Source organism: Tsuneonella aeria (assembly GCF_009827495.1).
GTDB classification, from domain to species: Bacteria; Pseudomonadota; Alphaproteobacteria; order Sphingomonadales; family Sphingomonadaceae; genus Tsuneonella; species Tsuneonella aeria.
Window position 1 is genome coordinate 112,917 of sequence record NZ_WTZA01000002.1, and the last position, 26,009, is coordinate 138,925.

Annotated in this window: 25 protein-coding genes; 13 read left to right on the forward strand and 12 right to left on the reverse strand. The window is 63.3% G+C overall.

Going from position 1 to position 26,009, the window contains the following annotated elements; genetic code table 11:
- The first annotated feature begins 59 nt into the window (after positions 1-59).
- The 4 genes from GRI40_RS11035 to GRI40_RS11050 are packed head-to-tail and all read left to right on the forward strand — an operon-like array spanning position 60 to position 4,853.
- Positions 60-689 carry a TetR family transcriptional regulator gene (locus tag GRI40_RS11035; RefSeq protein WP_160611640.1) on the forward strand — a complete coding sequence of 210 codons (630 nt, stop codon included), beginning with the start codon at positions 60-62 and terminating at the stop codon, positions 687-689.
- Positions 686-2,371 carry an MFS transporter gene (locus tag GRI40_RS11040; protein WP_160611641.1) on the forward strand — a complete coding sequence of 562 codons (1,686 nt, stop codon included), beginning with the start codon at positions 686-688 and terminating at the stop codon, positions 2,369-2,371. The genes GRI40_RS11035 and GRI40_RS11040 overlap by 4 nt, the downstream gene beginning before the upstream one ends.
- Positions 2,368-3,483, forward strand: a complete 1,116-nt coding sequence (locus GRI40_RS11045; RefSeq protein WP_160611642.1) for an HlyD family secretion protein — start codon at positions 2,368-2,370, stop codon at positions 3,481-3,483. Before GRI40_RS11040 ends, GRI40_RS11045 begins: the two co-directional genes overlap by 4 nt.
- Positions 3,484-3,485: 2 nt before the next feature.
- Positions 3,486-4,853: an efflux transporter outer membrane subunit gene (locus GRI40_RS11050; RefSeq protein WP_160611643.1), complete on the forward strand. Its 1,368-nt coding sequence runs from the start codon at positions 3,486-3,488 to the stop codon at positions 4,851-4,853.
- Positions 4,854-5,407: 554 nt separating this feature from the next.
- Here GRI40_RS11050 and GRI40_RS14145 read toward each other — a convergent pair.
- Positions 5,408-5,596, reverse strand: a complete 189-nt coding sequence (locus GRI40_RS14145; RefSeq protein WP_420006877.1) for a DUF6961 family protein — start codon at positions 5,594-5,596, stop codon at positions 5,408-5,410.
- Positions 5,597-5,814: 218 nt separating this feature from the next.
- Between GRI40_RS14145 and GRI40_RS11055 the strand changes: the two genes are divergently transcribed.
- The 5 genes from GRI40_RS11055 to GRI40_RS11075 all read left to right on the forward strand — a co-directional run bounded on the left by GRI40_RS11055 (position 5,815) and on the right by GRI40_RS11075 (position 10,772).
- Positions 5,815-6,510 (forward strand): thermonuclease family protein, encoded by a 696-nt coding sequence (locus GRI40_RS11055; RefSeq protein ID WP_160611644.1) that lies wholly within the window; start codon positions 5,815-5,817, stop codon positions 6,508-6,510.
- Positions 6,511-6,905: 395 nt separating this feature from the next.
- Entirely contained in the window at positions 6,906-7,289 is a 384-nt protein-coding gene (locus GRI40_RS11060) for a response regulator transcription factor (protein WP_160611645.1), read from the forward strand.
- Positions 7,286-8,305, forward strand: coding sequence for a YaiO family outer membrane beta-barrel protein (locus GRI40_RS11065; protein ID WP_160611646.1), 1,020 nt, complete (start codon positions 7,286-7,288; stop codon positions 8,303-8,305). The genes GRI40_RS11060 and GRI40_RS11065 overlap by 4 nt, the downstream gene beginning before the upstream one ends.
- A complete protein-coding gene (locus GRI40_RS11070) occupies positions 8,302-9,333 on the forward strand; it encodes a HEAT repeat domain-containing protein (protein ID WP_160611647.1) in 1,032 nt (343 codons plus the stop codon). Before GRI40_RS11065 ends, GRI40_RS11070 begins: the two co-directional genes overlap by 4 nt.
- Entirely contained in the window at positions 9,330-10,772 is a 1,443-nt protein-coding gene (locus GRI40_RS11075; protein ID WP_202390332.1) for a glycosyltransferase, read from the forward strand. Before GRI40_RS11070 ends, GRI40_RS11075 begins: the two co-directional genes overlap by 4 nt.
- Before the next feature lie 3 nt (positions 10,773-10,775).
- On the opposite strand, the gene GRI40_RS11080 is transcribed toward GRI40_RS11075, so the two are convergent.
- The 4 genes from GRI40_RS11080 to GRI40_RS11095 form a co-directional block, all read right to left on the reverse strand.
- Positions 10,776-11,042, reverse strand: a complete 267-nt coding sequence (locus GRI40_RS11080; RefSeq protein WP_160611648.1) for an Hpt domain-containing protein — start codon at positions 11,040-11,042, stop codon at positions 10,776-10,778.
- The gene (locus tag GRI40_RS11085) at positions 11,039-11,395 is read right to left on the reverse strand and encodes a response regulator (RefSeq protein WP_160611649.1); all 357 of its coding nucleotides are present in this window, start codon (positions 11,393-11,395) and stop codon (positions 11,039-11,041) included. Before GRI40_RS11085 ends, GRI40_RS11080 begins: the two co-directional genes overlap by 4 nt.
- On the reverse strand, positions 11,392-13,506 hold the full coding sequence (locus GRI40_RS11090) for an ATP-binding protein (RefSeq protein WP_160611650.1): 2,115 nt from the start codon (positions 13,504-13,506) through the stop codon (positions 11,392-11,394). The genes GRI40_RS11085 and GRI40_RS11090 overlap by 4 nt, the downstream gene beginning before the upstream one ends.
- A gap of 147 nt (positions 13,507-13,653) precedes the next feature.
- On the reverse strand, positions 13,654-14,202 hold the full coding sequence (locus GRI40_RS11095; protein ID WP_160611651.1) for a DUF2939 domain-containing protein: 549 nt from the start codon (positions 14,200-14,202) through the stop codon (positions 13,654-13,656).
- Positions 14,203-14,551: 349 nt separating this feature from the next.
- Here GRI40_RS11095 and GRI40_RS11100 point away from each other — a divergent pair, with 349 nt between their 5' ends.
- Positions 14,552-15,184, forward strand: coding sequence for a tyrosine-type recombinase/integrase (locus GRI40_RS11100; protein WP_160611652.1), 633 nt, complete (start codon positions 14,552-14,554; stop codon positions 15,182-15,184).
- 146 nt (positions 15,185-15,330) lie between these two features.
- Here the strand turns inward: GRI40_RS11100 and GRI40_RS11105 are convergent, their stop codons facing one another.
- From GRI40_RS11105 to GRI40_RS11115, 3 genes are all read right to left on the reverse strand, one after another.
- A complete protein-coding gene (locus tag GRI40_RS11105) occupies positions 15,331-17,181 on the reverse strand; it encodes a hybrid sensor histidine kinase/response regulator (protein WP_237489157.1) in 1,851 nt (616 codons plus the stop codon).
- Positions 17,182-17,496: 315 nt separating this feature from the next.
- Positions 17,497-18,111 carry a prolyl oligopeptidase family serine peptidase gene (locus GRI40_RS11110; protein ID WP_160611654.1) on the reverse strand — a complete coding sequence of 205 codons (615 nt, stop codon included), beginning with the start codon at positions 18,109-18,111 and terminating at the stop codon, positions 17,497-17,499.
- Positions 18,078-18,887 (reverse strand): hypothetical protein, encoded by an 810-nt coding sequence (locus GRI40_RS11115; RefSeq protein WP_160611655.1) that lies wholly within the window; start codon positions 18,885-18,887, stop codon positions 18,078-18,080. The genes GRI40_RS11110 and GRI40_RS11115 overlap by 34 nt, the downstream gene beginning before the upstream one ends.
- A gap of 586 nt (positions 18,888-19,473) precedes the next feature.
- Here GRI40_RS11115 and GRI40_RS11120 point away from each other — a divergent pair.
- From GRI40_RS11120 to GRI40_RS11130, 3 genes are all read left to right on the forward strand, one after another.
- Positions 19,474-19,827: a hypothetical protein gene (locus GRI40_RS11120; protein ID WP_160611656.1), complete on the forward strand. Its 354-nt coding sequence runs from the start codon at positions 19,474-19,476 to the stop codon at positions 19,825-19,827.
- A 69-nt stretch (positions 19,828-19,896) separates the two neighbouring features.
- Positions 19,897-20,769: a dTDP-4-dehydrorhamnose reductase gene (gene rfbD / locus GRI40_RS11125; protein ID WP_160611657.1), complete on the forward strand. Its 873-nt coding sequence runs from the start codon at positions 19,897-19,899 to the stop codon at positions 20,767-20,769.
- 94 nt (positions 20,770-20,863) lie between these two features.
- On the forward strand, positions 20,864-21,508 hold the full coding sequence (locus tag GRI40_RS11130; RefSeq protein ID WP_160611658.1) for a glycosyltransferase: 645 nt from the start codon (positions 20,864-20,866) through the stop codon (positions 21,506-21,508).
- On the opposite strand, the gene wecC is transcribed toward GRI40_RS11130, so the two are convergent.
- The 4 genes from wecC to GRI40_RS11150 form a co-directional block, all read right to left on the reverse strand.
- Complete coding sequence (gene wecC / locus GRI40_RS11135; RefSeq protein ID WP_160611659.1) at positions 21,505-22,806, reverse strand: UDP-N-acetyl-D-mannosamine dehydrogenase; 1,302 nt, start codon at positions 22,804-22,806, stop codon at positions 21,505-21,507. The genes GRI40_RS11130 and wecC overlap by 4 nt on opposite strands.
- Positions 22,807-22,899: 93 nt before the next feature.
- A complete protein-coding gene (locus GRI40_RS11140; protein ID WP_160611660.1) occupies positions 22,900-23,472 on the reverse strand; it encodes a VOC family protein in 573 nt (190 codons plus the stop codon).
- 24 nt (positions 23,473-23,496) lie between these two features.
- Positions 23,497-24,612 (reverse strand): 4-hydroxyphenylpyruvate dioxygenase, encoded by a 1,116-nt coding sequence (gene hppD, locus GRI40_RS11145; protein WP_160611661.1) that lies wholly within the window; start codon positions 24,610-24,612, stop codon positions 23,497-23,499.
- Positions 24,613-24,713: 101 nt separating this feature from the next.
- Positions 24,714-25,982, reverse strand: a complete 1,269-nt coding sequence (locus GRI40_RS11150) for an acetyl-CoA C-acetyltransferase (RefSeq protein WP_160611662.1) — start codon at positions 25,980-25,982, stop codon at positions 24,714-24,716.
- Positions 25,983-26,009 lie beyond the last annotated feature (27 nt).

The window sequence follows — 26,009 nt, forward strand, 5'->3', positions numbered from 1 at the left end:
CAACGGCCATTGAATACCGAAACACGGTGCTTTATGTTGCAGCGCACAAGGAGCGGTGAATGACCGAACGACGCGGGCGTGGACGCCCCAGAGAAAACGATAGCGACACCAGTGCGGCAATTTCGCGCGCCGCGCTGCAGCGTTTTGCCGCGCAGGGTTTCGACGCCACCTCGCTGCGGGAGATCGCCGGCGATGCCGGGGTCGACGTCGCGCTGATTTCCTATCGATTCGGCGGCAAGCAGGGCTTGTGGAACGATATCGTTTGGCAGGCGGGTGCGGCCTTGCGCGAGGCGCTCGAACGAGCCCTGGGCGATAGCGAGGCAACGGGCGCGCAAAAACGGCTGGAGCATTCGGCACATGCCTTCCTCACTTATCTTCTCGATCGACCAGAGGTCCCGCGCCTGCTGCTGCGTGACATAACGATCGATCGCGATCGCTCGAAATGGCTGCTCGAGACGCTCTCGCTGCCGCTGCACCGCCATTTCATCGAATTGGCGCAAGCCGCAGCGGAGGAGCGTGATAAGACTCCGGCGCACCTCGAGTTCCGGGTAGCGAATTTCATCTATTCCGCCGCCAGCACCGTCGCCCGGCGCGAACGCCTTGCCAAACTTGTCGGCGGCATGGAAGACGATGCGCAGTTTGCAGCCGCGCTCGAAGAGGTGCTCGTCGCGGGAGCGCTGATGCCGTGACCGAACGCGGTACCCTCATCGACACTGTGGACGGCTATCGGTTCAAGCAGCACGAGATGCCGATCCTCCCCGGCTCTCCCGCCAATCCCGACCACCCTCCGGCGCGCCGCGCGGCCTATCTCGCCATCGGTGTCTTCATGGCGCTGGTGGGCGGCGCGCAGAACGGTTTCCTGCTCGCCAACGCACCGTTCCTCCAGGCCGAATTCGCCCTGACGCCGGTCGAGGCAGGTTGGCTGACGGTGGCGTTCTATTCGACCTACGCCACGATGAGCATGCTGCTGTTCCGCGTGCGGCAGGAATTCGGCATTCAGCCGTTCGTGCGCTGGGCCATGGCTGGGCTGGTCGCCGCCAATTTCGTCCAGATGATCGGCCCCGGATACTATCCCGAACTTGCCGCGCGCGCGGTCGCGGGCATCACCGCCAGCGGGCTGTCGGCGCTGGCGATCTACTACCTTATGCAGGGTCTTCCGGCCGCGATGCGCGTGGGCGGACTGGTTATCTCGCTGGGTATGATACAGGTGTCATTCCCGCTTGCTCGGGCAGTGTCGCCGGCTCTGCTAGTCGATGGCGACATGACAAATGTCTTCCAGTTCCAGTTCGCCCTGTCGCTACTGGGCCTAGGCATGGTGATCCTGCTGCGGCTCCCGCCGGGTATCCGCAAGCAGACCTTCGAGAAGCTCGACATCCCAAGCATTGCGCTCTTCATCATCGGGATTGCAGCATTTTGCGCTTTCCTGATCCAGGGCCGCATCCAGTGGTGGGACACGCCATGGCTCGGTTACGCGCTGGCCGCCAGCATCCTCGCGCTGGGCGGGTGCTTCCTGATCGAGGCCAACCGCAAGAGCCCCATGCTCGATCTCAGCTGGCTGTCGAGCCGCTCGATCCTCGCGCTCGCGCTGATCGGGGCGACCGTGCGCATCCTCGTTGCCGAACAGGGGTTCGGGGCGAGCGGGATGTTCACCGCGCTGGGCTACGGCAACGAGCAGCTGACCAGCTATTTCTGGGTGCTTGCCGGGGCGACATTCGGCGGCATGGCGCTGTCGGTCGTGCGGCTGGACCCTAAGGACCTGACCCGGCCCGTGCTCTTTGCGATCCTCGTCATCTGCATCGCCGCCTTTGCCGATACGCGCACGGGGGTAATGACGCAGCCGCAGGACCTCTACCTCACGCAAGCCGCGATCGCTTTCGCTGCGGTCTTCGCCATGGGACCGATCATGATGGAGGGCATGCTGCGCGCGCTTGCGGCGGGCCAGAGCTATGTCATCAGCTTCATCGCTATATTCTCGCTCTCGCAATCGATCGGCGGCCTGGCTGGCATCTCCCTGCTGTCCGCCTTCCATACCGTGCGCCTGAAAACGCATCTCATCGACGCCGGAAGCACGCTCACTCTCGCCAACCAGCAGCTGGGCCGGGCTCTCAGCAATGCCGCACAGCGCGCAGCACCGCTCCAAGGCGATCCCGCCCTCCAGCAGCAGGCCGCGGCCGCGAGTGTCTCGCAGGAAGTCGGCCGCGAGGCCGCCGTGCTCGCTTTCAACGACGTGTTCTTTCTCATCGGTACGCTGTCGGCGGTGACTTTCGCAGTCGTCTTCGTGCCGTGGCTCATCAACAAGATCCACGGGCGTAATCCGCTCGCAAAGGAACTGGCCTTCATGGAGGCCATGCTCGCAAGGACCAGACAATGACCGATCCGAACCCTTCCGAAACCCAACCTGAAACCATGACTGAAGACGCGCCCACCCCCGAGCAGGAGACCGGGTGGTCGCCCAATACCTCGCGCCGCCGGATCGTGGTTGCGGTGGGAGCGATCCTGATCGGCGCGCTCGTGGCGCTGTTCGCATGGGACCTGCCACCTTTCGCCGGAGGCGACGAGACGACCAACAACGCCTATGTGCGCGGGCGCACCACGGTCGTCAGCCCGCAGGTGGCAGGCTACCTCGTCGAGGTGCCGGTGGCGGACTTCCAGCGCGTGGAGAGGGGCGAACTGCTCGCCCGGATCGACGATGCGCCTTACCAGCAAAAGCTGCAGCAAGGCGAAGCCAACACGGCAGCGCAGCAAGCCACGCTGGCTAACAGCGCGCAAAGCCTGCGCTCGGCGCAGGCGCAGCTCGAAGCGCAGGATGCCGCCGTCGCTGCGGCCCGCGCAGGATTGCAGCAAGCGCAGGCGGACATGAACCGCATTGCCGACCTGGTCGGCGAAGGCTCGGTTTCTCTGCGTGAACGCGACCAGGCCCGCGCAGCGCTGCAACAGGCGCACGCGGGTGTGAGGCAGGCGCAAGCGCAGCGCGCCATTGCGGCGGAAAACGTACGCTCGGTCACCGTCGGGCGTGGCGCACTCGAAGCACAGGTCGCCGGAGCAGAGGCTTCAAAAGGCCTCGCAAAATTCGAGCTGTCGCGTACCGAGATCCGCGCGCCGCGCGCCGGAAGGCTGAGCGAGGTCAGCGCGCGCGTCGGCCAGCTGGTGACTGCCGGGACCCAGCTCATGTATATCGTGCCCGACGATCTGTGGGTGGTCGCGAATTTCAAGGAAACGCAGACCGCGAACATGGCCGTCGGCCAAAGCGCCACGCTCGAGATCGATGCGCTGGGCGGGCTTGAACTCACCGGCCGCGTGCAGAGCATCGCTCCAGCGGCCAGCAGTGAATTCAGCCTGGTGAAGCCCGACACGGGCGCGGGCAATTTCGTCAAGGTGCCGCAGCGCATCGCGGTGCGCATCGTGCTCGACAAGGGACAGGACGCCGCGCAGCGGCTCGGACCGGGCATGTCGGTCGTCGCCACTGTACATACGGAAGACTGATGATGACGAGTCGATCACTTGCCGTCCTGGCGACTTGCGCCCTTGCTCTCTCGGCCTGCGCGCCTGCGTTGCAGGAAGCCCCGCTTAGCGCGGCGGTTGCCCCGGCGACCGGGTGGCGAACCAGTCTCGAGGTGACCGCTCCTGTTGAAAGGGACTGGTGGCACGCCTTCGGTGACCCGCAGCTTTCGCGGCTTGTCGAACAGGCCCGGCTCAACAATCCCGACGTGCAGATTGCCGCGGCTCGGGTCGAAGAGGCGCGCGCGACCGAGCTGGCCTCGCGCGGCTTCCTGCTTCCCGCAGTTGGCGCAGGCGTCGAGGGCGGCGTCCGGCGCGAGGTTTCGCCTTTCGGCCAGCCGCAGACCTCCGTTGCCGCACAGCCTGCATTCCGTGCTTCCTACGAACTCGATCTCTTCGGCAAGAATGCCGCCCGCGTCGATGCGGCCGAGGCTGGCGTTGCCGCAAGCGCTGCAGGCGCGGAAGCGGCGCGGCTATCGGTAAGCGCGGCAACCGCCAGCGGCTACATCACCCTGCTGGCGCTAGACAAGCGGCTCTCCGTGCTCGAGGAAACGCTGGCTGCACGGCGGGAGGCGGTGAAGTTCGCCCGCGACCGGGCCGAAGTCGGCTACACCTCCCAGCTACCCCTCAGGCAGGCCGAAGCCGAGTATCAGGCCACCGCACAGCTCGTCCCGCAACTCAAAGCGCAGATCGCGCGGCAGGAAAACGCTCTCTCAGTACTGACCGGCGAGTTGCCGGGCACCATCGAGCGGGGCGGGACGCTGGCGGACCTGCGCCAGCCGCCCGCACCTGCGATCCTTCCATCAGAGCTGCTGCGCCGCCGTCCGGATGTCGCTGCAGCGGAGTACCGCATTGCGGCGGCAGATGCGCAAATGCGCGTGGCCCGCGCCGATTTCATGCCCTCCATCGACCTCGGGGCAGCGGCTGGTGTGGCGCTTTCCGACCTGCTTGCCGATCCCGTCAGCGTCTGGTCGCTGGGCGGCAGCATCCTTGCTCCGATCTTCCAGGGCGGGAAGCTCCAGGCACAGCTCGATGGTGCGACAGCGCAACGGGACCAGGCGGCCTGGGCCTACCGCTCAGCCGTCCTCAACGCTTTTCGCGAAGTAGAGGATCGCATGGCGGTGCTGGCAAATCTGAAAGAGCAGGAAACTGCACTCGAGGCCCAGCAGGTGGCCGTGGCCGATGCATTGCGCCATGCGCGCAACCGCTATCGTGCCGGCTACACACCCTACATCGAGCAGGTCGATGCACAGCGTGCTTTGCTGGGCGTTGAGCTGTCGCTGGTGCAGACCAGGGCCGATGAACTGACCGCGCTGGTCGGGCTCTATCAGGCTGTGGGCGGGGCGCCAGAATAAATGAACCAAGACCTTCGGGCTTGCGACTGAGATAAGCTGCTTTCCTGCCATGATCGGTCAGAGGAACTCATTGCCGGAGCGCTGCTGAAGGTCCGCTTTCACGCGAACTCGAGGAAAGTCCCAATGTCCGAAACTGGGCGCAAAGCAGTCATCCGTCCGATCGATTCGGCAGAGGGTTTTGGCGATACGGGACTCGCACCCTATTCACCTTTAGGGCAATGGGGCCACTGTCGGGGCTTCATCAAAATTTGGACCCGAATTAGTGAGAATATTCAGACTTTTAGTTGACGAAACCGAGTCCTCTTCTGGGAAACGATCCCACAGGGTTCGAAGACGGTAGTAGGACTCGAGCCGAGCATGACGGGTGGCTCACCTCAACCAACGCTCGCCCATCAGCTACTTCTTACGGCGGAAGGACCAGACAAGGGTCGACAGAGCAGTGCAGAGGGTTGCGATGGCGAACACCATCTGGGGATCAAGGTACATAGCTGAGCCTCTCAAATCGTCTCGACGGGCAGCTATATGTTCACACAATGTTCCATGTAGGAAAGAGCTTAGTTGATAGAGGTGGTCTGTCGAAGCTGATTGTACCGTTCCGCAACCTGCCTCCACATCGCCACTCCGGGCAGGTCACCCGCTTTTGCCAACCGCGCAACTTCCTGTGCGATGTGAGCCGGACTTTCGTCACCATGCGTTCTTTCGAGCCAGAGGGCGATGGCCCAGAGCTTCTGATCACGTGTCATTTGAGCAGCCAAGCTAGTGCCTGCACCGCGGCGATCAGCATCAACCCACCAAGGATCCAAGCCTCGACACGGAGCCGCCTCTCTTCATCGAGGCGCATGATCTACTCCGTACATGAGACCGAGCATTGGCTAATCATCAGCAGAAACGCAATCTGCTCCAGTGATCGCCGATAGCTGTGTAAAGCCGGCTTCAATGTTTTACGTTTAGTCTCGACCAGATGACCCGCGCACCTTTCCTTCTTCTGCTCGCGACCGTTCTTGCAGCCACCGGCCCGGCGCCGGTAACCGGCACAGCTCAGGTGGTCGACGGCGATACATTGAGGATCGGTGACACCAAGGTCCGCCTATTTGGGATCGATGCGCCTGAGATTAGTCAGCAGTGCACTCGGCAAGGCGCGAGTTGGGCATGTGGTGAGGCATCTGCGCGGCAGCTGCGCTCGCTTGTTGAAGGGCAGCAGGTTGCTTGTTTGGTGCGGGGGCTCGATAACTACGGCCGCAGCGTTGCCGTTTGCTCAGCACGAGCGATGGAACTCAACCGGACAATGGTAGCCGCAGGTTGGGCGGTGGCTTTCCGCAACTACAGCAGCGACTACGTTGCAGACGAGGTACGCGCTAAGGCGGGCCGCGCCGGCATCTGGAGCTCCAGCTTCGTCCTACCCCAAGACTATCGGCTAACGGTAGCATCCACGGCCCAAGTGGCGCCGGTCGTGGGCGTGCAGTCTCGCTCGTCGCGTGTTGCTCAAGCGCCACCCGTGATGGGCCGCTGTGCGATCAAGGGTAATCGCAACCGCAAAGGTCAGTGGATCTATCATGTCCCGGGGATGCCCTACTATGAGGCGACGCGTGCAGAGGAGATTTTCTGCAGTGAAGCCCAAGCTCAAGCCGCCGGGTACCGTCGCGCGCTTGTGCGCTAAACTGCTTCCACTTCCGGGCCGGTTGCAGACTGAATGCCTTCGTCTCGCTTAAATGCTAGAACCGAATATCGGCTTTTGAACCGTTGCAGACGGTGAGACAGACCCAAGCGACCGGCCGCTATGCGCCCAATCCCGGTCGTTCGAGTTCGCTTGAGACTTTTCCGAAAGCCGCCGTTCGCTAGCGACAGAGCTGATGGCGCCCTTGCGCCCCTGTTCTCAGCCATTCCCGCACGCTTGGCACATCTCCGAAAGCAGTCTCTGGTCAGACAGGAGCGAGCAGCTCAAAAAGGATCCACCGGACTTTGGCTGAGAACTCCGGCACATGGAGCAAACTCAGTGATTGGAGATTGTAAGCGTATTGACCCAGCAGGAACGATTGCCACAGTACCCCGCCGATGACCGCATTGCCCCTGATACTGATAGCCGACGACGAGCCGCTGCTGACCGAACTGCTGGAGTTTCGCCTCGGCGCTCGCGGGTACCGCACCGCGATTGCCCAGGACGGCCGGGAGACGCTCGCGAAGCTCGAAGAACTGAAGCCGGATGCCGTGGTGCTAGACATGATGATGCCGGTCTACGACGGGTCCGAGGTGCTGCGCCGAATGCGTACCAGTGCGGAGCACGCTTCGACACCCGTCATCATGCTTAGCGCACGACGTGGTGAGGCCGACGTAGTCAGTGCGTTGGAACAAGGGGCTGACGACTACCTCGTGAAGCCGTTTCTCCCCGAGGAGCTGCTGATTCGACTTTCAAAACTGCTCGCAGGAAGAAGAGCTTGAACAAGATCTTCGCGTCCATCGTCGCGCTCGCACTTGGAGCGATGGCTGCTTCCGCGAACGCCCAGGAGCAGGCGGGATATGAAGCAGGTGTCGCGGCTCGCTTGGCGGGCCGTCCCACCGAGGCGCGCATCATGCTCAAATCCTGGCTGCAACAGCATCCCGAGGATGTCGACGCGCAACTGCAGCTCGCACTGACTGACTTGGCGCTGGGAAACCTTGATGCGGCGGAAGCAGGGTTCAGGAATGTCCTCGCGCAAGCACCCGACTATGTCGATGCACGCGAGGGACTTGCCGCGGTGGCTGCGCGCCGCGCGGTGCCGGTAGCACCCGCCGGGCCCTCGCTACTCATAGAAGGCGCCTTAAGCGACCTTCAGGGGCCAGCATCGAACTGGCGCGAAGTCGCGGTCGATGTCGAAGTGCCCGCGGGGACGCGGGCCACGCTCGGCGGACGCGCGGCCTATTTTCGCCGCTTTGGGCGCGACGATGTCGAACTGGTCGTGCGAACAGGCTTTCATCCTTCGGATGACCTGTGGTTACGCATCTTCGCTGGCGGCACGCCCAAGGCAGACTTCAGGCCCGAGATCGAACTCGGCGGCGGTTTCGACCTGCGGCTCTCACGCGGCGCGGCTACTGTGCTGACTTTCGACGCGGCGTATCAGCGCTTCCCGCTGCAGGACGTTGTCATGATCAATCCGGGGGTCGTGCAGTACCTTAGGGGCGGCAACGCGTGGATCACACTTCGCGGAATCGCGAGCTTAGTCGACGGGGGGCCAGTGGAGGTCGGCGGGCTCGTGCGGGGAGATTACGTGCCGAAGGAAAACTGGCGACTGTTCGGCGGCGTTGCCAATGGGCCCGACACGGATCTCGGCGTCGTCACACGGGTCACTAGCGCATTCGGCGGCCTCGAGGCGCCCGTCGGACACCGGTTTTCGCTCACCGGCTCGCTTTCACGCGAATGGCGTAATTCCGGACCAGACCGTTCCGAAGTGCGCCTGGGGCTGAGAGCGCGCTTTTGACCACCCTGGTTTCACTGTGGGAGCTTTCGCTCCTGCTTTGCCTTATCGCGTTGCTTGGCGTCGCAGGTTTGCTCGCGGCGCGCCTCGTGGGCGAGCGGCGTAGCCGCCGGCGCGAGGACTTGCGCAAGATCCTACTGCCCGCGCTGATGCGAGGAGACGCGCCCGATGTGCGCCCGTCGCGGCTGGCGAGAAACGTGGCGGCAAACCTGACACTTGAGCTGGCGGAGATCGTTCGCGGGTCCGATCGCGAGACGCTCCTGCAGGCGGCGACTTCTGCCGGTGCGGGAGAAGAACTTGCGCGCCGACTGCGATCGCGGGTTGCGCAGGACAGGCTAATTGCGGCGGAAGGGCTTGCGATGTTCCCAAGTTATTGTGGAGACGTTACGCGCGTAGCTCTCGCTGATCCTGTGCCCGATGTTCGGCTCGGCGCCGCACTAGCATTGGCACAGGAAGGCCGTGCACCTGCCGTCGGCACTTTGATCCGCCAGCTGGGAATCGGCACGAGCGAGAACTCAATGCTGGCGATCTCCTTGATGCGCGATCTAGTCAAATCCGATCCACACGCAGTCGAGGCCCTCCTTTACGATCTCGATCTGCCGGACGCCGTGAAGCTGGCGGCGACCGAGGCGCTGGCTGAAAGCGGGGCTGTCGACCACGCGCCCCTCGTTGAATGGATGGCCGAAGCGGCTGAGGACGACCGGGAATTGCGCCCGCGCATTATCAGGGCGCTCGGCCGGCTGGGACATCCGGCAGGACACGATGCAATTCTTGACGGACTACAAGACAACGCATGGCAGGTCCGCGCGGCGGCGGTGGAAGCAGCTGGCCGCGCCATACTGAGAGTAGCCATTCCACGTCTGGCCGAACTGCTCGGCGACCACGAGTGGTGGGTGCGATTCCGCGCCGGCGAGGCGCTTTGTCGGCTCGGCACGGACGGCCACCAGGCACTACATCAGGTAGCGAGCGGAGCTGACCCCGTTGCGCGGGTGGCCGCCAAGGCAACCCTGGCCGAGCGACGCAGCGCGTGATCTCGTTGGATCAGACGTTTACCGGCGGCTGGATAGTCGCTTCGGCCGAGGCGGTTGCCGTGGTCGTTATCGTGACCGGCCTGTTGCAGGTCGGCTTCTATGTCTTTCAGCTGCTTTTTGCCGCGATCGCCCTTTCAACCCGCCCGCCGGTGCCACGGGGTGCCACGCTCTGGCGCCGCTATTCCGACCAAGCCCCGCCGATCTCCCTGCTCGCCCCTGCCTTTAATGAGGAGCTGACGGTCGTGGAGAGTGTGCGCTCACTCCTTGCGCTGCACTATCCGCACTTCGAGGTGTTGCTCATAAACGATGGCTCAAAGGACGGGACGCTCGCAAGGGTGATCGACGCGTTCGGGTTGCAGCGTGTCGAGCGGTACATCGATGACCGGCTGGAGCACGCGAACATCCGCGGGTTCTACGCCAATCCCGCGCTTCCCCGCCTGCTCGTCATCGACAAGCAAAACGGCGGCAAAGCGGATGCCCTGAACGCCGGGATCAACTGTTGTCGCACGCCGCTGTTCTGCGCGATCGACGCCGATTCGATCCTCGAAACCGATGCACTGTTGCGCGTGGTGCGTCCGTTCATCGACGATCCCAATCTTACCATAGCCGCGGGGGGGACAATCCGCATCGCGAATGGCTGCATCATCGATTCCGGCAGAGTGGTGCGAATCCACTTGCCTAGAAACTTCCTCGCCCTTGTGCAGATCATGGAATACCTGCGCGCGTTCCTGATGGCGCGGTTGGCGCTCGGCAAGATGCAGGTGCTTACCGTGATTTCCGGCGCGTTTGGCCTGTTTCGACGCCAGGAGGTCGTGGAAGTCGGGGGCTATAGCCACGGCACGGTAGGCGAGGACATGGAACTCGTCCTCAAGCTCCACCGACACATGCGAGACTTGAAGCGTCCCTACCGGATCGACTTCATCGCCGAGCCGGTCTGCTGGACCGAATGCCCTGAGGACGCAAAAGTCTTGGGGCGTCAGCGCAGCCGCTGGCAGCGCGGTGCCCTCGAATGTTTCGCGAAACACAAGTCTATGGCTTTCAACCCGCGCTATGGGCGGATCGGGTTTCTCGGCTTCGGGCAAATCCTGCTGGTCGACGTCGTGGGCCCCCTTATCGAGGTCTTCGGCTATCTGCTCGTGCCGCTGCTGTACGCGCTGGGATTGCTCGCCCTACCTTGGCTGCTGGCCTTCCTCGCTGTTACGTTCACTTTCGGGGTGTTCGTGAGCGTGGCGACGCTCATCCTCGAGGAGGTACAGCTCCGGCGCTTCCCCCGCGCACGGGATCTTGCGGTATTGACGTTCGTGGCGGTGGTGGAGAATTTCGGCTATCGCCAGCTGTCCAACTTCTGGCGACTCCAGGGCTGGTGGCAATTCGTCCGCAAACAGCAAAGTTGGGGAACGATGACGCGCAAGGGCTTTGGCAGCGCGGCTTCGTCCTGACGGTCAGCGCCGTTCGAGAAGATCGAGGAGGCGCTCGGTCTCCTCAACGTAATCGGTGGATGCGAGGAGGCGCTGCTCCAGTTCCAGGGCTGCGGTGCCGATGTCGGAGCGCCCGAACATGCCTGCAATGCCCGCGAGCTTGTGCGCACGATCAATGAGCGTGTCCCGGTCACCAGCAGAAAGCGCGTTGGCGATAGCCGCGCGCTCCCCCGGCATCCGCTCGGCAAAGCTCGACGCCAGTGCGGCGATCCTGCTATCCAAATTCGTCACAGGAACCCGCGAACGCGGACAGCAAGCGAAACGGGGTCGAATGGCTTGGCGATCACGCCCCTTGCGTCGAGCATTGAGAAACTCTGCATTTCTGCCCGCTGCGCGCGAGCGGTGACGAACAGGACGGGCGTGTCGATTCCTCGTTCTCGCAGCTGCGAGAGCACAGCCGGTCCATCCATCACCGGCATCATGACGTCGAGCAGGATGATCGCCGGTCGCCACTCCTCTGCGAGCGAAAGCGCCTGTGTTCCTGAAGCTGCGGTGCGGACTTCGAACTCGGGATCGAGCGAGAGCGCCAGTTCGGCAATTTCGCGAATATCGGGCTCATCATCAACGTAGAGGACGCGGATCATCGGCTCTTCCCAGGTTGCTCGATCAGACGCATTGTTGTCGCCACAAGATCCTCGACCGAATGGCGGCTCTTGATCAGCACTGCGTCCACCTCGCCCTGCTCGTACGGTTCGTCGGCAGCCGTGAAGAGCACGAGCTTTGCGGACGGCTGCATAGTCCGCAGTATCGGCACGAGAGACAGGCCGCTGTGCGGCGCCACACCCACATCGATGATCGCCGCGGCGAACGAGCCGCTCGCGGCCGTCGCACGCGCTTCTTCCAATGTCGCCACGGAGACAATGTTGGCTCGACCCGCGAAGGTACTGCTGACAATGTCGAGACAGTCATGGTCGTCGTCCAGATGCAGGATCGCCGGTAGCCCTGTCGAGAGGGCGCTCTCCTCTTCACTGCCCATTTCGCAGATCATCGGCAGGTCGACCGAGAAGGTTGTGCCGCCGCCCTGCCGCTCACTGAAGGATATCTGGCCATTGTGACGCTGGGCGATCTCTCGCGCGATCGAGAGACCGAGACCCGTGCCTCCGCGAGCGCGACTGTCGGAACTGTCGGCCATCGCAAATTTCCCGAAGATCCGGCTACGGAACTCCTCTGGTATTCCTGCGCCCCGATCGCACACGTCGATCCGCACGTTCGTACCCTCTTGGCGGGCGATAATCTCCACCATGCCGCCCGAGGGCGAGTACTTGATCGCGTTGGAAACCAAGTTGGTCAGCAGCTGCTCCAGCCGATCTGCATCGCCCTCGACGACCAGCGGCCACGCCGGATGGTGGGCCTCCAGCGTGACTCCGCGGTCGGCTGCAAAGTGGGTGTTACTCGCCACGACCCGGTCGATCAGCGGCGAGACCCTCAAGCGCCGCATGTCGAAGTGCATTTTGCCTGCCTCGATCTTCTCGATATCGAGGATATCGTTGATCAGGCGCACGAGCCTCTCGCAGTTGTTGTAAGCGATCTGGACGAGGCGCATCGCTTTTTCGCCGACCGGACCCACCGCACCTGACGAAATCAAGCCGAGCGCGCCGCCAATCGAAGTCAGCGGTGTGCGAAGTTCATGACTAACCGTGGAGACGAACTCGGTCTTCAGGCCTTCGACCCGTTTCTGGTTCGTAACATCGCGAACAATGGCGACGTAGCCCGCGCCGGGCGCAATCTGGCTGATTGTCACATCGGTTTCGAACCTAGATTCGTCCTTTCGTCTTCCGGTAAACTCCTGCCGTCCGCCCGCACCGTCTCGGCCCGCGACTCCCACCCGTCGCAGCCACTTCATGCTGTCCTCAAGCACGGGTGGATCGGCCATCAGGAAGGTGTTGTGCCGTCCGATCAGCTCATCCTCGTCGTAGCCGAACAGCCGCGTAATGCTCGGATTGGTTCCCCGGATGTTCCCCTCTTCGTCCAGAAGCATAAGCCCGTCTGCAGTGCCGTTGATGACGGCCCGGAAGCGCGCTGCGAGTTCATCAGCCCGCAAGAGCTGGATCTTTCGTGCCCGGACTGCGCGCGCCGTCACTATTCCAACCAGCGCCAGCAACACAGAGAACACGGCAAGCAGTAGGTAAGTCGTCGTTTCGATACGTAGCCTGGACTCGTCGCGAATGCCGATGGTCCGCGCGAGACGTCGCTCCTCGATCCGGTCCAGCCGCTGCACTTCGGAGCGGATGGCGTCCATCAGGCGTTTGCCGGTTCCCTCTGCGATGATGGCGCGCGATGCCGCCAGGTCGCCGGCTCGGGTTTGTGCCAGGGACGCCTCGACGAAAGCCAACTTGCTCGCCGACAGTCTCTTTAGGACAGCAGTATCCCCTGCATACGACGGGTTTTCGGATGCTTGCTGGTCAAGCTTGCTGAAATCTGAGGCTATGCGGCTTTTACCGCGCGTATAGGGTTCGAGAAACTCACTTCGGCCCGTCAGGATATAGCCCTGCTGGCCGGTTTGGACATCGAGATGATCTACCAGAAGGCTGGCTAACGTGGCCCTGCGCTCGACTGATCTGTCGACCACTGTCCGCAATTGTCGAATATCGTGAAACTCTCCCTGGAGAAGGAAGAAAAAGCCCACGAGACTGAGCGGGATTGATAGAAGCACCAGGCCGGATATTGCTCGGCGGATTTTATCGCGTTTGCGCATGGTTCTTTACGATGGTGGTTGTAGGATCTCCTTAGCGAGGTGGGCGAAAATCACCTCACAAATGTGAATGCAGCTTCCGTCGGGAGTCATCGCCCTGCCGCAACGACCCGTATTGCGGAGTATCGGCGCCGACTGGTCCAGGCCTGATCAGGGTGCTGCGGTCGCCTCAGGCGGTAGCTTTAGTCCTGATAGCTTCCAACCGAGACCGTAGCGCTCGAAGATCAGGCAGGGACCGGACTTCCCGTCAGCGGCCTTCGGCGTCGCGGTAAACGTGTCGAAGCCGTCGCGGTCGATATCCCAATTCACCGACTTGGCCTCCCCGGCTTGCGCACCAATTTCGCCCGGCTTCTGCATTTTCCCCTCTTCAATCATGGCGTACATGCTCTCGGGGGTGACGAACCCCTCTACTATGCCGTCAACCATGCCCATCGCGATCACCGCGCCGATCTTGCCGAAGGGGTTGTCCTCAATCTCGGGCTTGGCCATTTCGCGGGCCATCACGGCACGAAGTTGCGTCTTCAGCGACTCACGCACCTTCGGGAAGTCGATCGACTCTTCGAGCTGGGTGCTGTCCCCGCTTTGTGCGGCGTTCTTCAATTGGTTCATCGCGTAGGCTGGCGATGCGAAGTACCACAACGCCGCCGCGCCGATCACCGCTATGCTCGCCAGGATGACTAGGACTTTGTTCCTGCTCATGAATATCTCCCCCTTGTCATGATGGCGGTAACAGAAATCGAGCGCCCGGCCACTCTCCTCCTGACCGGCATGTCCGCCGGCAGCGCCGGCACCCGCAACGCTCGTGGACCAGGAGATGCAAAGTGACTTGGATTAAGACGCACTTCACTGCTGACTTCGCGTGTCCGGAAAGGCGCTCCTAATCCCTCCTTCGCCTTTCTGGATCTTGCTGTGACGGCGCCTGTAATCTTCCTTGTGGAGCAGCTGTTTTAGCTGGACTTAGCCCTAGAAGCCGACTGTCTGCTTCCGGCCCAGCATCCGACCCGCAGGTCTGTTTCTCTCACGGCCATTCCGGCCGCGGAGAAATGCCATGGGCTACTCACAATACGATCCATCGATGCAGGGGAGAGCACCTTGGAATGCTGGCAAGACTGTCGGTACCAAGAGGCCACTGACGCAAAAGCAGATTTGGGCGGTCCGCTTCTTCCTCGATCGGGAGGGCCGGCTTCGGGACCGCGCGCTGTTTGATCTTGCGATCGACAGCAAGCTGCGTGGCTGCGACCTGGTGAAGATCAAGATCGGAGACCTCGTCGCTGGCGATGAGGTCCGCACTCGGGCCATCGTAATACAGCAGAAGACCGGCCGACCGGTCCAGTTCGAGCTGACAAACGATGTGCGCGCCAGCTTGCTTGCCTGGTTGGAGCTGCGCGGTGGCTCGCTTGACGAGCATACGTTCCCCAGCCGCGTCGACCGCTCAAACCACATGAGCACCAGACAATATGCTCGCTTGGTCGATGAATGGGTGACGGCGATCGGTCTTCGACGTGCAGAGTACGGCACGCACTCCCTTCGTCGAACCAAGGCTTCGATGATCTACAAGGCGACCGGCAATCTGCGCGCCGTGCAGATCCTGCTCGGCCATACGAAGATCGAGAACACGGTCCGATATCTCGGAGTCGACGTTGAAGATGCTCTCCTGCTCGCGGAGCGCACTGAAATCTGACATCGGAGCGGTCATTCCTTCGTGGGATGGCCGCTTCTCCGACCGTACGGCAGCGAACTGACCCTCTGAAAATGGGTGGAAAGCTGTCACTTGCGACTGCGGCACAGGCCTAACCGCAGAATCCCATTTCGAAGCAAACCCTAAGATTATGACAGCCGCCGGATGACTTCGTTCAGATCGTTTTCGGAATAGGGCTTCGACAGTCGAGGCAATGCGAGTTCCTCCCCATGCGGAAGGTCCGCATAGCCTGACGCCAGGATGATTTTGAGGTCAGGCAGTATTGCCGTGGCACGGCGCACCAACTCCGCTCCGTTCATGTGTGGCATCGCATAGTCGGTGATCATTAGGTCGATAGCTTCTCGCTGCAATGTTTCGAGCGCTTCCCTTCCGCTACTGGCCTGGTGCACCTGGTGCCCCATATCCTCTAGGATCGTCACAGTGTTGAGGAGGATAAGTGCGTCATCGTCGACCGCAAGTATGCGGAGAGTTTTGGCGACCGGCGAGGTTACAGTGTCCGGTGGGATAGAGTCCGCAGGTGACTCCTCATTGGCTATGCGAAGACATATTTCTACGGTTGTTCCTCGACCTTCTTCGCTGCTGAGCTTGAAGGCGCCCCCAAACTGCTCGGTCATCCCTTTCACCATTGAAAGGCCCAAGCCAGTTCCCTTGCCGACGCCTTTGGTCGTGAAGAACGGCTCGGCTGCATGCGTAAGCGTAGCCTGATCCATGCCCTCACCTTCGTCTAGGACAGACAGACAAACCATGTCTTCTGCTGACTCGCCGCCTTCGACTTTGGTTGCACCGATCGTGACCGTGCCCCCATTCGGCATTGCGTCACGCGCATTTACCACCAGGTTCATGATCGCCAACTCGAGCTGACTTCGATCAGCGACCACCGGAGGAAGCTGCAACGGAAACGCAAGGCGTATTGCAATCCCCGCTCCGATCGTTCGTTGAAGAAGCTGCGTCATGTCACGCACGGCGCTCAAGAGGTCGACGGCCTCGAGCTCGAGTTCCTGCTTGCGTGCAAAAGCCAGCATGCGTTGCGTTAAGGTGGCTCCGCGCTCTGCTGCACTAATTGCGTTCTCGATAAAGCTGTCGGATTCTCGTCCGGCCGAGATACGTCGCTGGGCGATGCGGAGACTGCTGAGGATCGCCGCCAAGATATTGTTAAAGTCATGAGCGACGCCCCCGGTGAGTTGCCCGATTGCCTCCATTTTCTGCGATTGGAAAAAATGTTCGCGCGACTGCTCCAGCTCGATTTGCGCGTTCCGCCGCTCTGTCAAATCGCGAGTGACCTTTGTAAAGCCGAGAAGTTCGCTTTGGTCGTTGACGATACGATCGATTACCACGCTCGCCCAAAAACGGGTTCCATCTTTTCGAACCCGCCACCCTTCTGCTTCGAAGCGACCTTCCGCGGACGCGGTTTCTAACGCAGTTGCAGGGATCCCTGCCGCTCGATCCTCATCGGTGTAAAATCGGGAAAAATGCTCTCCGACAATCTCGCTCTCGCTATACCCTTTAAATCGCTCAGCACCGGCATTCCAACTCGCCACGTTACCTGCCGTGTCGAGCATGTAGATCGCATAGTCAGTTACCCCCTGAACCAGCATTCTAAAGCGTTCTTCGCTCCTACGAAGAGCTTCTTCCGCGCTCCTTCTCTCCGTGAGGTCGCGCGTGATCTTGGCAAATCCCACATGATCGCCACGCTCATCGCGGATAGCCTGGATGATTACGTTGGCCCAAAAGCGGCTTCCATCCTTTCGGACCCGCCAGCCCTCGGCTTCAAAGCGTCCTTCAGCCAGCGCCGCAGCAAGAGCAGCTTGAGGCGCGCCCGCGGAACTATCCTTCTGGGTATAGAACCGGGAGAAATGCTCGCCGATTATCTCCGAGGGCTCGTATCCCTTGAGGCGCTGCGCTCCCGTGTTCCAAGAGCGGACTGTGCCACCGGGATCGAGCATATAGATTGCGTAATCGGTGACGCTTTCAAGCAGCAACTCCGCCCGAGTAGCGGTCTCAGAATCATGTGATTGATGAATCGTGCTTCCCCTCGTCCGGTCAACCGGAGGAGCGGCCAGGGGTTCCCGCCGTTGTCACATGTTGTCGGTCGACGCTCCTGCCGCTTTCGAGCGCTGGACTGGTGTCCGCATTGGGTCGGTAGCAGACAGGCGTCTTATCGGTCACAGCACGTGTAGAGCTGCCATTCCGCAACTGGCCCAAACACTGCCATCACCTCCGCGGAAGCTAGATGGGCGAAGCCTGCCGTTCCGCTGACCTCGATCGTATGCAAGCTGCTAAAGCAAATCAGGCGATCAGTCGGGCAAAAGAGACCATCCTTCACGGCTCAGACGCCAGTTGATGAAGGTAACCATGTCAGCCCAGAGCGCATCGACTTGGCTCTTCGTTGAGCCAATTCCATGGCCTGCCTCTTCATCAACCCGAAGCAAGACGACGTTGTCGGGGTTGATCGCGCGCATGCGAGCGGCAAGCTTCGCTGGTTGCCAACTGTCTACTCGGCTGTCGTTGAGGCCTGTCGTAATGAGATACGGCGGGTAGCGAGTGGCCTCTTTCAATTGCTGGTAGCCATCCATGGCAAGCAGATTTCTGAAGCCTGGTTCGTCCTTGATCGTCCCAAATTCCGGGATGTTAGCCGGCCCGTTAGTCTGAAATTCGGCTCGCAATGCACTGGCCATTGGAACCTGATTGATCACACCCGCGAATAGCTCTGGCCGTTCGATCGGGGACATAACCATGGGAATGCCGCCGGCAGAACCGCCAGTGATGAAAAGCATTTCCGGCGTCGTTAGGCCCTTTGCGATCGCAGTCTCAGCGCAGGCGATCAGGTCACGCCATGTGTTGGGCTTGTTGGCGTCCTTCCCTCCCAGACGCCCGGTTACCGGTTCTGACCGGAAGGCACTCCGAACCACATCCCTGAAGGCGCTCGCCTGAGCCCGACGATCGCACCGATCACGACCAGCACTGCCGAAACGGCAGCCGCCAGCGCGACCGCCTCCGCCCTTTGCCCGCCCGCCGCATAAATCGCCGAAAGCGCCCACAGGAATACCAGCGCGTAAGGTGGATTGCCGCAACCGCGCGCGAGCGCGAGCGCGGCGATGATCCCGCCGACGACCACGATCGCCGCGCTGATCAGCGGGGTGGCGTCACCCGCCTCTACGCCGTGAAACCGCAGCGAGGCCGCGATGTTGACGATCGTCGCTGCGGTCAGCCACGCGGCCAGCGCGCTTAGCGGAAGCACCGCCATCCACCGCTGCGCCGTGGTGAAACCGCCATCCCACGCGGAAAACACCCGATAGCAACGCAGGAGGCACACGAGAGTGAAGATGATGATCGCGGCCGAAATCGCCGACAGTCCGAACGACTGTGTATACAGCGCCCAAACCGCGTTGCCGGCGAATGCGCCCGCGGCGGGCCAGCGCAATTTTGCGAGCAGCGGATCGGCCGTGTTGCTCGGGAGGAACTGGTAGACCGCGAACACGAACGCGCCGGTATAGAGCGCTCCCCAGATCGAGAACGCCCAGCCGGCCGGGGTGATGAGGGTCCTGACGTCGTCTGACTGCGAGCCAATGGGTTCTCCGATTCCGAGGCTCGGGAGCACGGGAATCAGAACTTGCAGGAGGGCCGCCGCAATCACGAACCAGCGGACCGAGGAGGCTGGCGAGTTGTTGATATGAGTTGTTGGCATGGGCCTTTTAACGGGCACGGGACAGTTTCGTGCCGCTTGAGGATCTAGATCCTGAGGCACCATTCAACCGTGATGCGAAGACGAGGCCCCTAGCGTCCGAACTTCTACGCCAGCAGACCGTTGAAAGAGCTCACACGGATGTCCGCAATTAGGTCGTTTCCTGCCAGTCGGCTTTCCCGGGCCCTAAGCCGCAAGGCTGCCAGTCCGCTACCGGCCCAATTGCTGCCGTTCCCGCTGGTACTATGAACGTCCGGAGTTGGGCCGGAAGCAGACAGTCGGCTTCTAGGGCTAAGTCCAGCTAAAACAGCTGCTCCACAAGGAAGATTACAGGCGCCGTCACAGCAAGATCCAGAAAGGCGAAGGAGGGATTAGGAGCGCCTTTCCGGACACGCGAAGTCAGCAGTGAAGTGCGTCTTAATCCAAGTCACTTTGCATCTCCTGGTCCACGAGCGCTGCGGGTGCCGGCGCTGCCGGCGGACATGCCGGCATCGACTGGCCGCTGACGATCGCGATCGCAGAAGAGGCTGGCGCGCGTCGGTCCCTGGCGCTGCTGGCGGCTGTCGCCCAGCGCTTCGGCGCGCGCTGGGTGCCCGGCGCCCTGGAGGATGACGTGGCGGACGCAGGGCCGCACGTCCCTGCCGCCATCGCGGCATTGCTGGCCCCACCCGGATCGCTGGAAAGGCGCCATATCCTGGAACGGGTCGCGCGTGAGGCAGGGGGCGGCGCAAGCAGCCTGGGCGCGTTGCGGCTGGCCTTTTCTCCGGACCCGGCGCAACTCGCTGCGATCGCCGGGGTCGGGGCGCACAGCCCTTGGCGCTGGCTCGGCTGGCCGGAGTGGGCATTGCGGCGCACGGCCGCCTATCTGCGAGCCCGGGTCGATGCGCGCGGTGCGATGTCGAGCGTAGGGGCCGATCTGCGCGCCTGGGCCGACGGCGGTTGACCGGCCCTCTTTGCGCTGCTTTCGCATTACCCGCCCGCCGAACACGTCGCAGCACTGGAGCGCACCGTCTTGAAAGCATTGATAACCGGAGCCGCCGGACAGCTCGGCCGCGCACTGATGGATGCGGTCCCTGAAGGCTGGGAGGCCACGGGGCTCACCCGCGCTGAACTTGATTTGTCCGACCCCTCCGTCATCGCGCGCGAGGTCGAGGCACACCGGCCCGATGCGATCCTGAACGCCGCCGCCTACACCGCCGTCGACCGCGCGGAGAGCGACGAAAGTGCCGCATTCGCGGTCAACGCGGCGGCCGTCGGCGCGATCGCGCATGCGGCGCGAGCCACGGGCGCGCGGCTGGTGCACGTTTCGACCGATTTCGTGTTCGACGGAACCAGCCCGCGTGCCTACCGGCCCGACGACGGGCGAAATCCCCTGTCCGTTTACGGCCGGAGCAAGGCCGCGGGTGAGGACGCCGCTGGGCCAGCCGCCGCCATCGTTCGCACGGCCTGGGTTTACGGCGCCGGCGGCGCGAATTTCGTGAACACGATGCTCCGCCTGATGCGCACCCGCGACGAAGTGCGCGTGGTCGCCGACCAGATCGGCGCGCCGACCTGGGCCGCGGGGCTCGCCGACACGGTTTGGGCGCTCGCGCTCGGCGGGCATGCGGGCGTGTTCCACCACAGCGACGCGGGGGTCGCGAGCTGGTACGATTTCGCCGTTGCGGTGCAGGAAGAAGCCCTGGCGCTGGGGATGCTGGAGCGGGCCGTGCCCGTCCTCCCCATCGCGACGGCCGATTATCCGTTGCCCGCCCATCGCCCAGCGTTCTCGCTGCTGGATTCGGCCGCGACGCGCGCGCTGCTCGGCCAGGCGCCCACGCACTGGCGGGTCAACCTGCGGCACATGCTGGCGCAGCAGATGGCGGCCGAACGGGGCGATCGGTCCTGATCGGCAACAGATTGCGATAGCGGCACTTTACCGATAGACAGCGCAGCGGGGGCTGATCCGCCGGCTGCATCATCCAAGGGCACGCGCACACCACATGCCAGGGCCTGTCAGCACCCATCCGGTCGATCGCGCCGGCCCGCTCGCCGCTCCGATGCCCGCGGCTCGCAAGAGCGGCCATCCGCTGGCGCCGATCATTCCGCTGGCTGCGGTCATTTACCTGTGCGGGCGCCGAGTTCAAGGGATCGGTCTTGTGATCCTTGCCACGGTCGGCACCCAGCTTCCCTTTCCGCGCCTGATCGATACCCTGGAGCGGCTGGCGCGCCGCCATGGCCTGCACATCGTGGCGCAGACGTGCGCCGATCCCGTGGCCGGACGCACGATCGAACAGCACCGGCTCATCCCGCCGGAACGGTTCGCCGCGCTCGCATCGCAAGCGCGGCTTATCGTGGGTCATGCCGGCATCGGCACGATCTTCACCGGCACGCGGGCGGCAAAGCCGATAATCGTCATTCCCCGCCGCGCTGCCCTGGGCGAACACCGCAGCGATCACCAGCTCGCCACGGCGGCCGCGCTGGAAGATTACCCGGGCATATATGTCGCGTGGAACGAAGCCGCGCTCGAGAGGCTGATCATGACGCCCGGCCTCGCGCCTGCGCGCCTGGCGCCATCGACGGCGCGCCAGGCGCTCGTCTCGGAAGTGGCGGCGTTCGTCCGCTGCCCCGAACCGGCGCTGGACTAGCTCGCCAGCCGCAGCTCCGCGGTCGGGCCTGTCGATCCCGAATCCGGCCAGATCCCGCGCGTGTCGTAGATCGCTGCGCCGCCGCGTTCGGCCAGCGGCACGGCGCGGAACACGTCATGGTCCACCAGCACGATCAGCACGCCGCAAGTCTCCAGCGCCGTGTCGAGATCGACCAGCGCGGCGCCGGTCCCTTCGAACTCGCGCGGAAGCGCGTGCGCGAACGGTTCCACCACCCTGACCCGCGATCCGAAACGGCGGGCCAGGCTGGCGGCGACGAAGCGCGCGGGGCTTTCGCGGAAGTCGTCGATGTTGGCCTTGAATGCCAGGCCCATGCACGCGACGGACGCATGGGGGTGCGCCTCCACCAGCGCGGCGGCGCGGGCGAGGACGTGGTGCATCTTGGCGTCGTTGACCTCGCGCGCGGTGCGGATGATGCGCGATTCCTCCGGCGCGCCGTGCACGATGAACCAGGGGTCCACCGCGATGCAATGGCCGCCCACCCCTGGGCCCGGCTGGAGGATGTCGACCCGCGGGTGGCGGTTGGCGAGGCGGATCACCTCCCACACGTCGAGGCCCATGCGGTCGGCGATCATCGACAGTTCGTTGGCGAAGGCGATGTTGACGTCGCGGTAGGCGTTCTCGACCAGCTTGGTCATCTCGGCCGATCGCACGTCGGTGGTTACGCAGGTGCCGCGCACGAACAGCTTGTAGAAGGCCAGCGCCTTGCGGGCGCAGCGCGGCGTGATCCCGCCGATGGAACGATCGTTGTGCGTCAGTTCTTCAAGGATGCGGCCCGGCAGCACGCGTTCCGGGCAGTAGGCGATCGCCACGTCTGCCGTGCCCTCGCACAGGCCGGGCAGGGCAAGATCGGGGCGCAGGCTGGCGAGCCTGTCGCGCAAGGCCTCCGTCGTGCCGACGGGAGAGGTCGATTCCAGGATCACCGTGTCGCCCTTCTTGAGGACGGTGGCGACGCTGGTCGCCGCGGCGAGGACATAGCTGGTGTCGGGCGTGTGGTGGCCGTCCTTTTCGAACGGGGTCGGCACGGCGATCACGAACACATCGGCCGGCGCGACTTCGGTCGCGGCGCGGAGCAGCCCCCGCTGGACCACGCCCTGCACCAGCCCGTCGAGATCGACCTCCTCGATGTGGATCTCGCCCCGGTTGATCGTGTCGACCACGGCCTGCGACACGTCCACGCCGGTCACGCGGCATCCCGCCCGCGCGATGATCGCAGCGGTCGGCAGGCCGATGTAGCCGAGGCCGATGACGCTGACCTCTGGATTGTTTCCGCCGCGCATGTCGTTTAATTTCCGCCAGTTGAAGTGCTGGCGGTCTAGGGGCGAGGGGTAAATTTACCGGTAACGCGGCCGTCGGCCCGCGTCCCGGAAGGATCAGGCGTTGCCGTGTTCCTTGCGGGCCAGTTCGTGCAGCCAGTCCGCGTGGCGCGGCGCCTTCTTCGTCGCGCTCCATTCTTCCAGCATCAGCGGGGCGACGCGCTTCAGTTCCGCATATTGCGCGTCCGTCCCGATGTCGGCGGCCAGTTCCACCCGGTGCCCGTTGGGATCGAAGAAATAGATCGACTTGAAGATGCCGTGATGCGTCGGGCCGAGCACCTCGATGCCCTGCGCTTCGACATGGGCCTTGGCGGCGCGCAGGGCCTCCTCGTCGGCGACCTTGAAGGCGAGGTGCTGGACCCAGGCCGGCGTGTTCTCGTCACGCCCCATGTCCTGCTGGTTGGGAAGCTCGAAAAACGCCAGCACGTTGCCGCCCCCCGCGTCGAGAAAGACGTGCATGTAGGGATCGTATGCGCCGGTGGAGGGCACGTGGTCCTCGGCAAAGGCGGTGGTGTAATCCATGCCCAGCACCCGGCCGTACCATTCGACCGTCTCGGCCGCGTCCTTGCAGCGATAGGCGACGTGGTGGACGCCGCCGAGCTTGACGGGGTGTGCTGCCTGATCGCTCATCTACCCAACTCCGCTGGTCCCGGGTTATTCCGCAGGCTCTTCCACCTGCAGCACGCCGCGTTCGATCTGGTCGCGCTCCATGCTCTCGAACAGGGCCTTGAAGTTGCCTTCGCCGAACCCTTCGTCCCCCTTGCGCTGGATGAACTCGAAGAACACCGGGCCGACCTGGGCCTGCGCGAAGATCTGCAGCAGCAGGCGCGGCTGGCCGCCATCGGTGGTGCCATCGAGCAGGATGCCACGCGTCTTGAGGGCCTCGGCGTCCTGGCCATGGCCCGGCAGACGTTCGTCGAGCATCCGGTAGTAGGTTTGGGGCGGGGCCGTCATGAACGGCACGCCAAGCTGCTTGAGCTTGTCCCACGCCGCCGGAAGATCGTCGCAGATGAGGGCGATGTGCTGGATGCCCTCGCCATTGAATTCGCGCAGGAATTCCTCGATCTGGCCCTTGCCGCCTTCGCCTTCCTCGTTGAGCGGTATGCGGATCTTGCCGTCGGGCGCGGTCAGCGCCTTCGATGTGAGGCCCGTGTATTCGCCCTTGATGTCGAAATAGCGGATCTCGCGGAAATTGAAGAGCGTCTCGTAATAATCCGCCCAGAACTTCATCCGCCCGCCATAGACGTTATGGGTCAGGTGATCGATGTGGCTGAAACCGGCGCCTTCCGGGCGGCGCTCCACGCCCGGCAGATATTCGAAATCGATATCGTAGATCGTGAGATCGGCATTTTCGCCGCTGGCGCCGGTCTTCCCGTCGTATCGGTCGATCAGATAGACGATCGCCCCGCCGATGCCCCGGATCGCGGGGATGTGCAGTTCCATCGGCCCGGTTTCGACCTGGACCGGTTCGGCGCCCTTTTCGGTCAGCAGCGCGTAGGCCTTGCGCGCATCGCGCACGCGAAAGCCCATTCCGCAGGCGGAGGGGCCATGTTCGCGCGCGAAGAACCACGCCGCGCTGCGCGGTTCGTAGTTGGCGATCAGGTTGATCCCGCCCTGGCGCCACAGCTGGACGTCCTTGGAACGGTGATTGGCGACCTGGGTGAAGCCCATGCTGGCGAACACCGGCTCGAGCACGCCTTTCTCCGGGGCGCAGAACTCGACGAATTCGAATCCGTCGAGCCCGATGGGGTTCTCGAACAGGTCGGCCATATGTATCTCCGCGGGCGCTTAGTTTCTATTGAAACCAAATAGCAAACGGCGGGCTTTTTGTCAAAGCCCGCCGCTGCGCATTCGGACCGAAAGCGTGATGCCTAGTCGGCGAAATCCTCCACCCGCTCGATCACGATCGCAGGCGCCATGCCGCCCGCCGCGCACATGGTGACGAGGCCATAGCGTCCGCCGGTGCGTTCAAGCTCGTCGAGCGCGGTGCCGATGAGGATCGATCCGGTCGCGCCGATCGGATGGCCGAGCGCGATCGCGCCGCCGTTGGGGTTCACCTTCTCCTCGGGCAGGTCGAGGTCGCGGATGAACTTGGCCGCGACGACCGCGAACGCCTCGTTGATTTCCCATACGTCGATGTCGTCCTTTGTCAGGCCGGCCTTTTCCAGCACCTTCTTCGCGGCGGGGACAGGCGCGTTGAGCATCAGCGTCGGATCGTCGCCCATGTTGGCGGTGGCGACGATCCGGGCGCGGGGCTTCATCCCGTGCTTCTCGGCGTATTCTTTCGAAGCAAGCAGGATGGCGGCCGCGCCATCGACCACGCCCGAACTGTTTCCGGCGTGGTGGAAGTGCTCGATCTCGAGGTCAGGATACTTCTGCGTGACAAGGCCGCCGAACGTGGTGCCCTGTTCATCGAGGGGCATTTTGGCGATCTTGCCGAAGCTGGGCTGCAAGTCGGCGAGGCCTTCTGCCGTCGTCTGCGGGCGGGGGAATTCCTCGCGGTCGAGCACGACGGTGCCGCTTTCGTCGGTGACCGGCACCAGCGACTTGTCGAAACGCCCTTCGCGAATGGCGCGGTCGGCATTCTGCTGGCTGCGCAATGCCAGCGCGTCGAGCTCCTCGCGGGTGAAGCCTTCCATCGTCGCGATGGCATCGCCGCATACGCCCTGGTGGCTCTGCGGGTGAACCGCGCGCAGGCGGTCGTTGCCTGAACCCATGCCGAGCGGACGGATGCCGGCCTGCATTTCTTCCTGCATCGCGCTTGCGGTATAGCTCATCATCTCGGACCCGCCGGCGACGACTAGGTCGGCCATGCCGCTCATCACCTGGGCTGCGGCGAGGTTCACCGAGGTGATGCCGCCGCCGCAGAACCGGTCGAGCGTCATGCCGGAACTCGTCACGTCATACCCTGCGTCGAGCGCCGCCATGCGCCCCAGGTCGCCGCCCTGCTTGCCCTTCTGCGAGCTGGTGGACCAGATCACGTCGTCGACGTCCCTGGTGTCGAGATCGTTGCGTTCGGCAATCGCCTTGAGGACGGTCGCGGCCAGGTGCTGCGGGTGCATGTGCGCCAGGGCGCCCTTGCCCACCTTGCCCACGCCCCGGGGGGTGCGCACGGCATCGATGATGTAGGCTTCGGCCATCGGTAACGGTCCTCTTGTTCGCTGTCC

What these genes read in the sequence shown, in the direction of transcription:
- GRI40_RS11035 (WP_160611640.1), top strand. Translation starts at nt 60, where the DNA reads ATGACCGAACGACGCGGGCGTGGACGCCCCAGAGAAAACGATAGCGAC.
- GRI40_RS11045 (WP_160611642.1), top strand. Translation starts at nt 2,368, where the DNA reads ATGACCGATCCGAACCCTTCCGAAACCCAACCTGAAACCATGACTGAA.
- GRI40_RS11050 (WP_160611643.1), top strand. Translation starts at nt 3,486, where the DNA reads ATGACGAGTCGATCACTTGCCGTCCTGGCGACTTGCGCCCTTGCTCTC.
- GRI40_RS14145 (WP_420006877.1), bottom strand. Translation starts at nt 5,596, where the DNA reads ATGACACGTGATCAGAAGCTCTGGGCCATCGCCCTCTGGCTCGAAAGA.
- GRI40_RS11055 (WP_160611644.1), top strand. Translation starts at nt 5,815, where the DNA reads ATGACCCGCGCACCTTTCCTTCTTCTGCTCGCGACCGTTCTTGCAGCC.
- GRI40_RS11060 (WP_160611645.1), top strand. Translation starts at nt 6,906, where the DNA reads ATGACCGCATTGCCCCTGATACTGATAGCCGACGACGAGCCGCTGCTG.
- GRI40_RS11085 (WP_160611649.1), bottom strand. Translation starts at nt 11,395, where the DNA reads ATGATCCGCGTCCTCTACGTTGATGATGAGCCCGATATTCGCGAAATT.
- GRI40_RS11090 (WP_160611650.1), bottom strand. Translation starts at nt 13,506, where the DNA reads ATGCGCAAACGCGATAAAATCCGCCGAGCAATATCCGGCCTGGTGCTT.
- GRI40_RS11095 (WP_160611651.1), bottom strand. Translation starts at nt 14,202, where the DNA reads ATGAGCAGGAACAAAGTCCTAGTCATCCTGGCGAGCATAGCGGTGATC.
- GRI40_RS11100 (WP_160611652.1), top strand. Translation starts at nt 14,552, where the DNA reads ATGGGCTACTCACAATACGATCCATCGATGCAGGGGAGAGCACCTTGG.
- GRI40_RS11115 (WP_160611655.1), bottom strand. Translation starts at nt 18,887, where the DNA reads ATGCCAACAACTCATATCAACAACTCGCCAGCCTCCTCGGTCCGCTGG.
- GRI40_RS11130 (WP_160611658.1), top strand. Translation starts at nt 20,864, where the DNA reads ATGCCAGGGCCTGTCAGCACCCATCCGGTCGATCGCGCCGGCCCGCTC.
- wecC (WP_160611659.1), bottom strand. Translation starts at nt 22,806, where the DNA reads ATGCGCGGCGGAAACAATCCAGAGGTCAGCGTCATCGGCCTCGGCTAC.
- GRI40_RS11140 (WP_160611660.1), bottom strand. Translation starts at nt 23,472, where the DNA reads ATGAGCGATCAGGCAGCACACCCCGTCAAGCTCGGCGGCGTCCACCAC.
- hppD (WP_160611661.1), bottom strand. Translation starts at nt 24,612, where the DNA reads ATGGCCGACCTGTTCGAGAACCCCATCGGGCTCGACGGATTCGAATTC.
- GRI40_RS11150 (WP_160611662.1), bottom strand. Translation starts at nt 25,982, where the DNA reads ATGGCCGAAGCCTACATCATCGATGCCGTGCGCACCCCCCGGGGCGTG.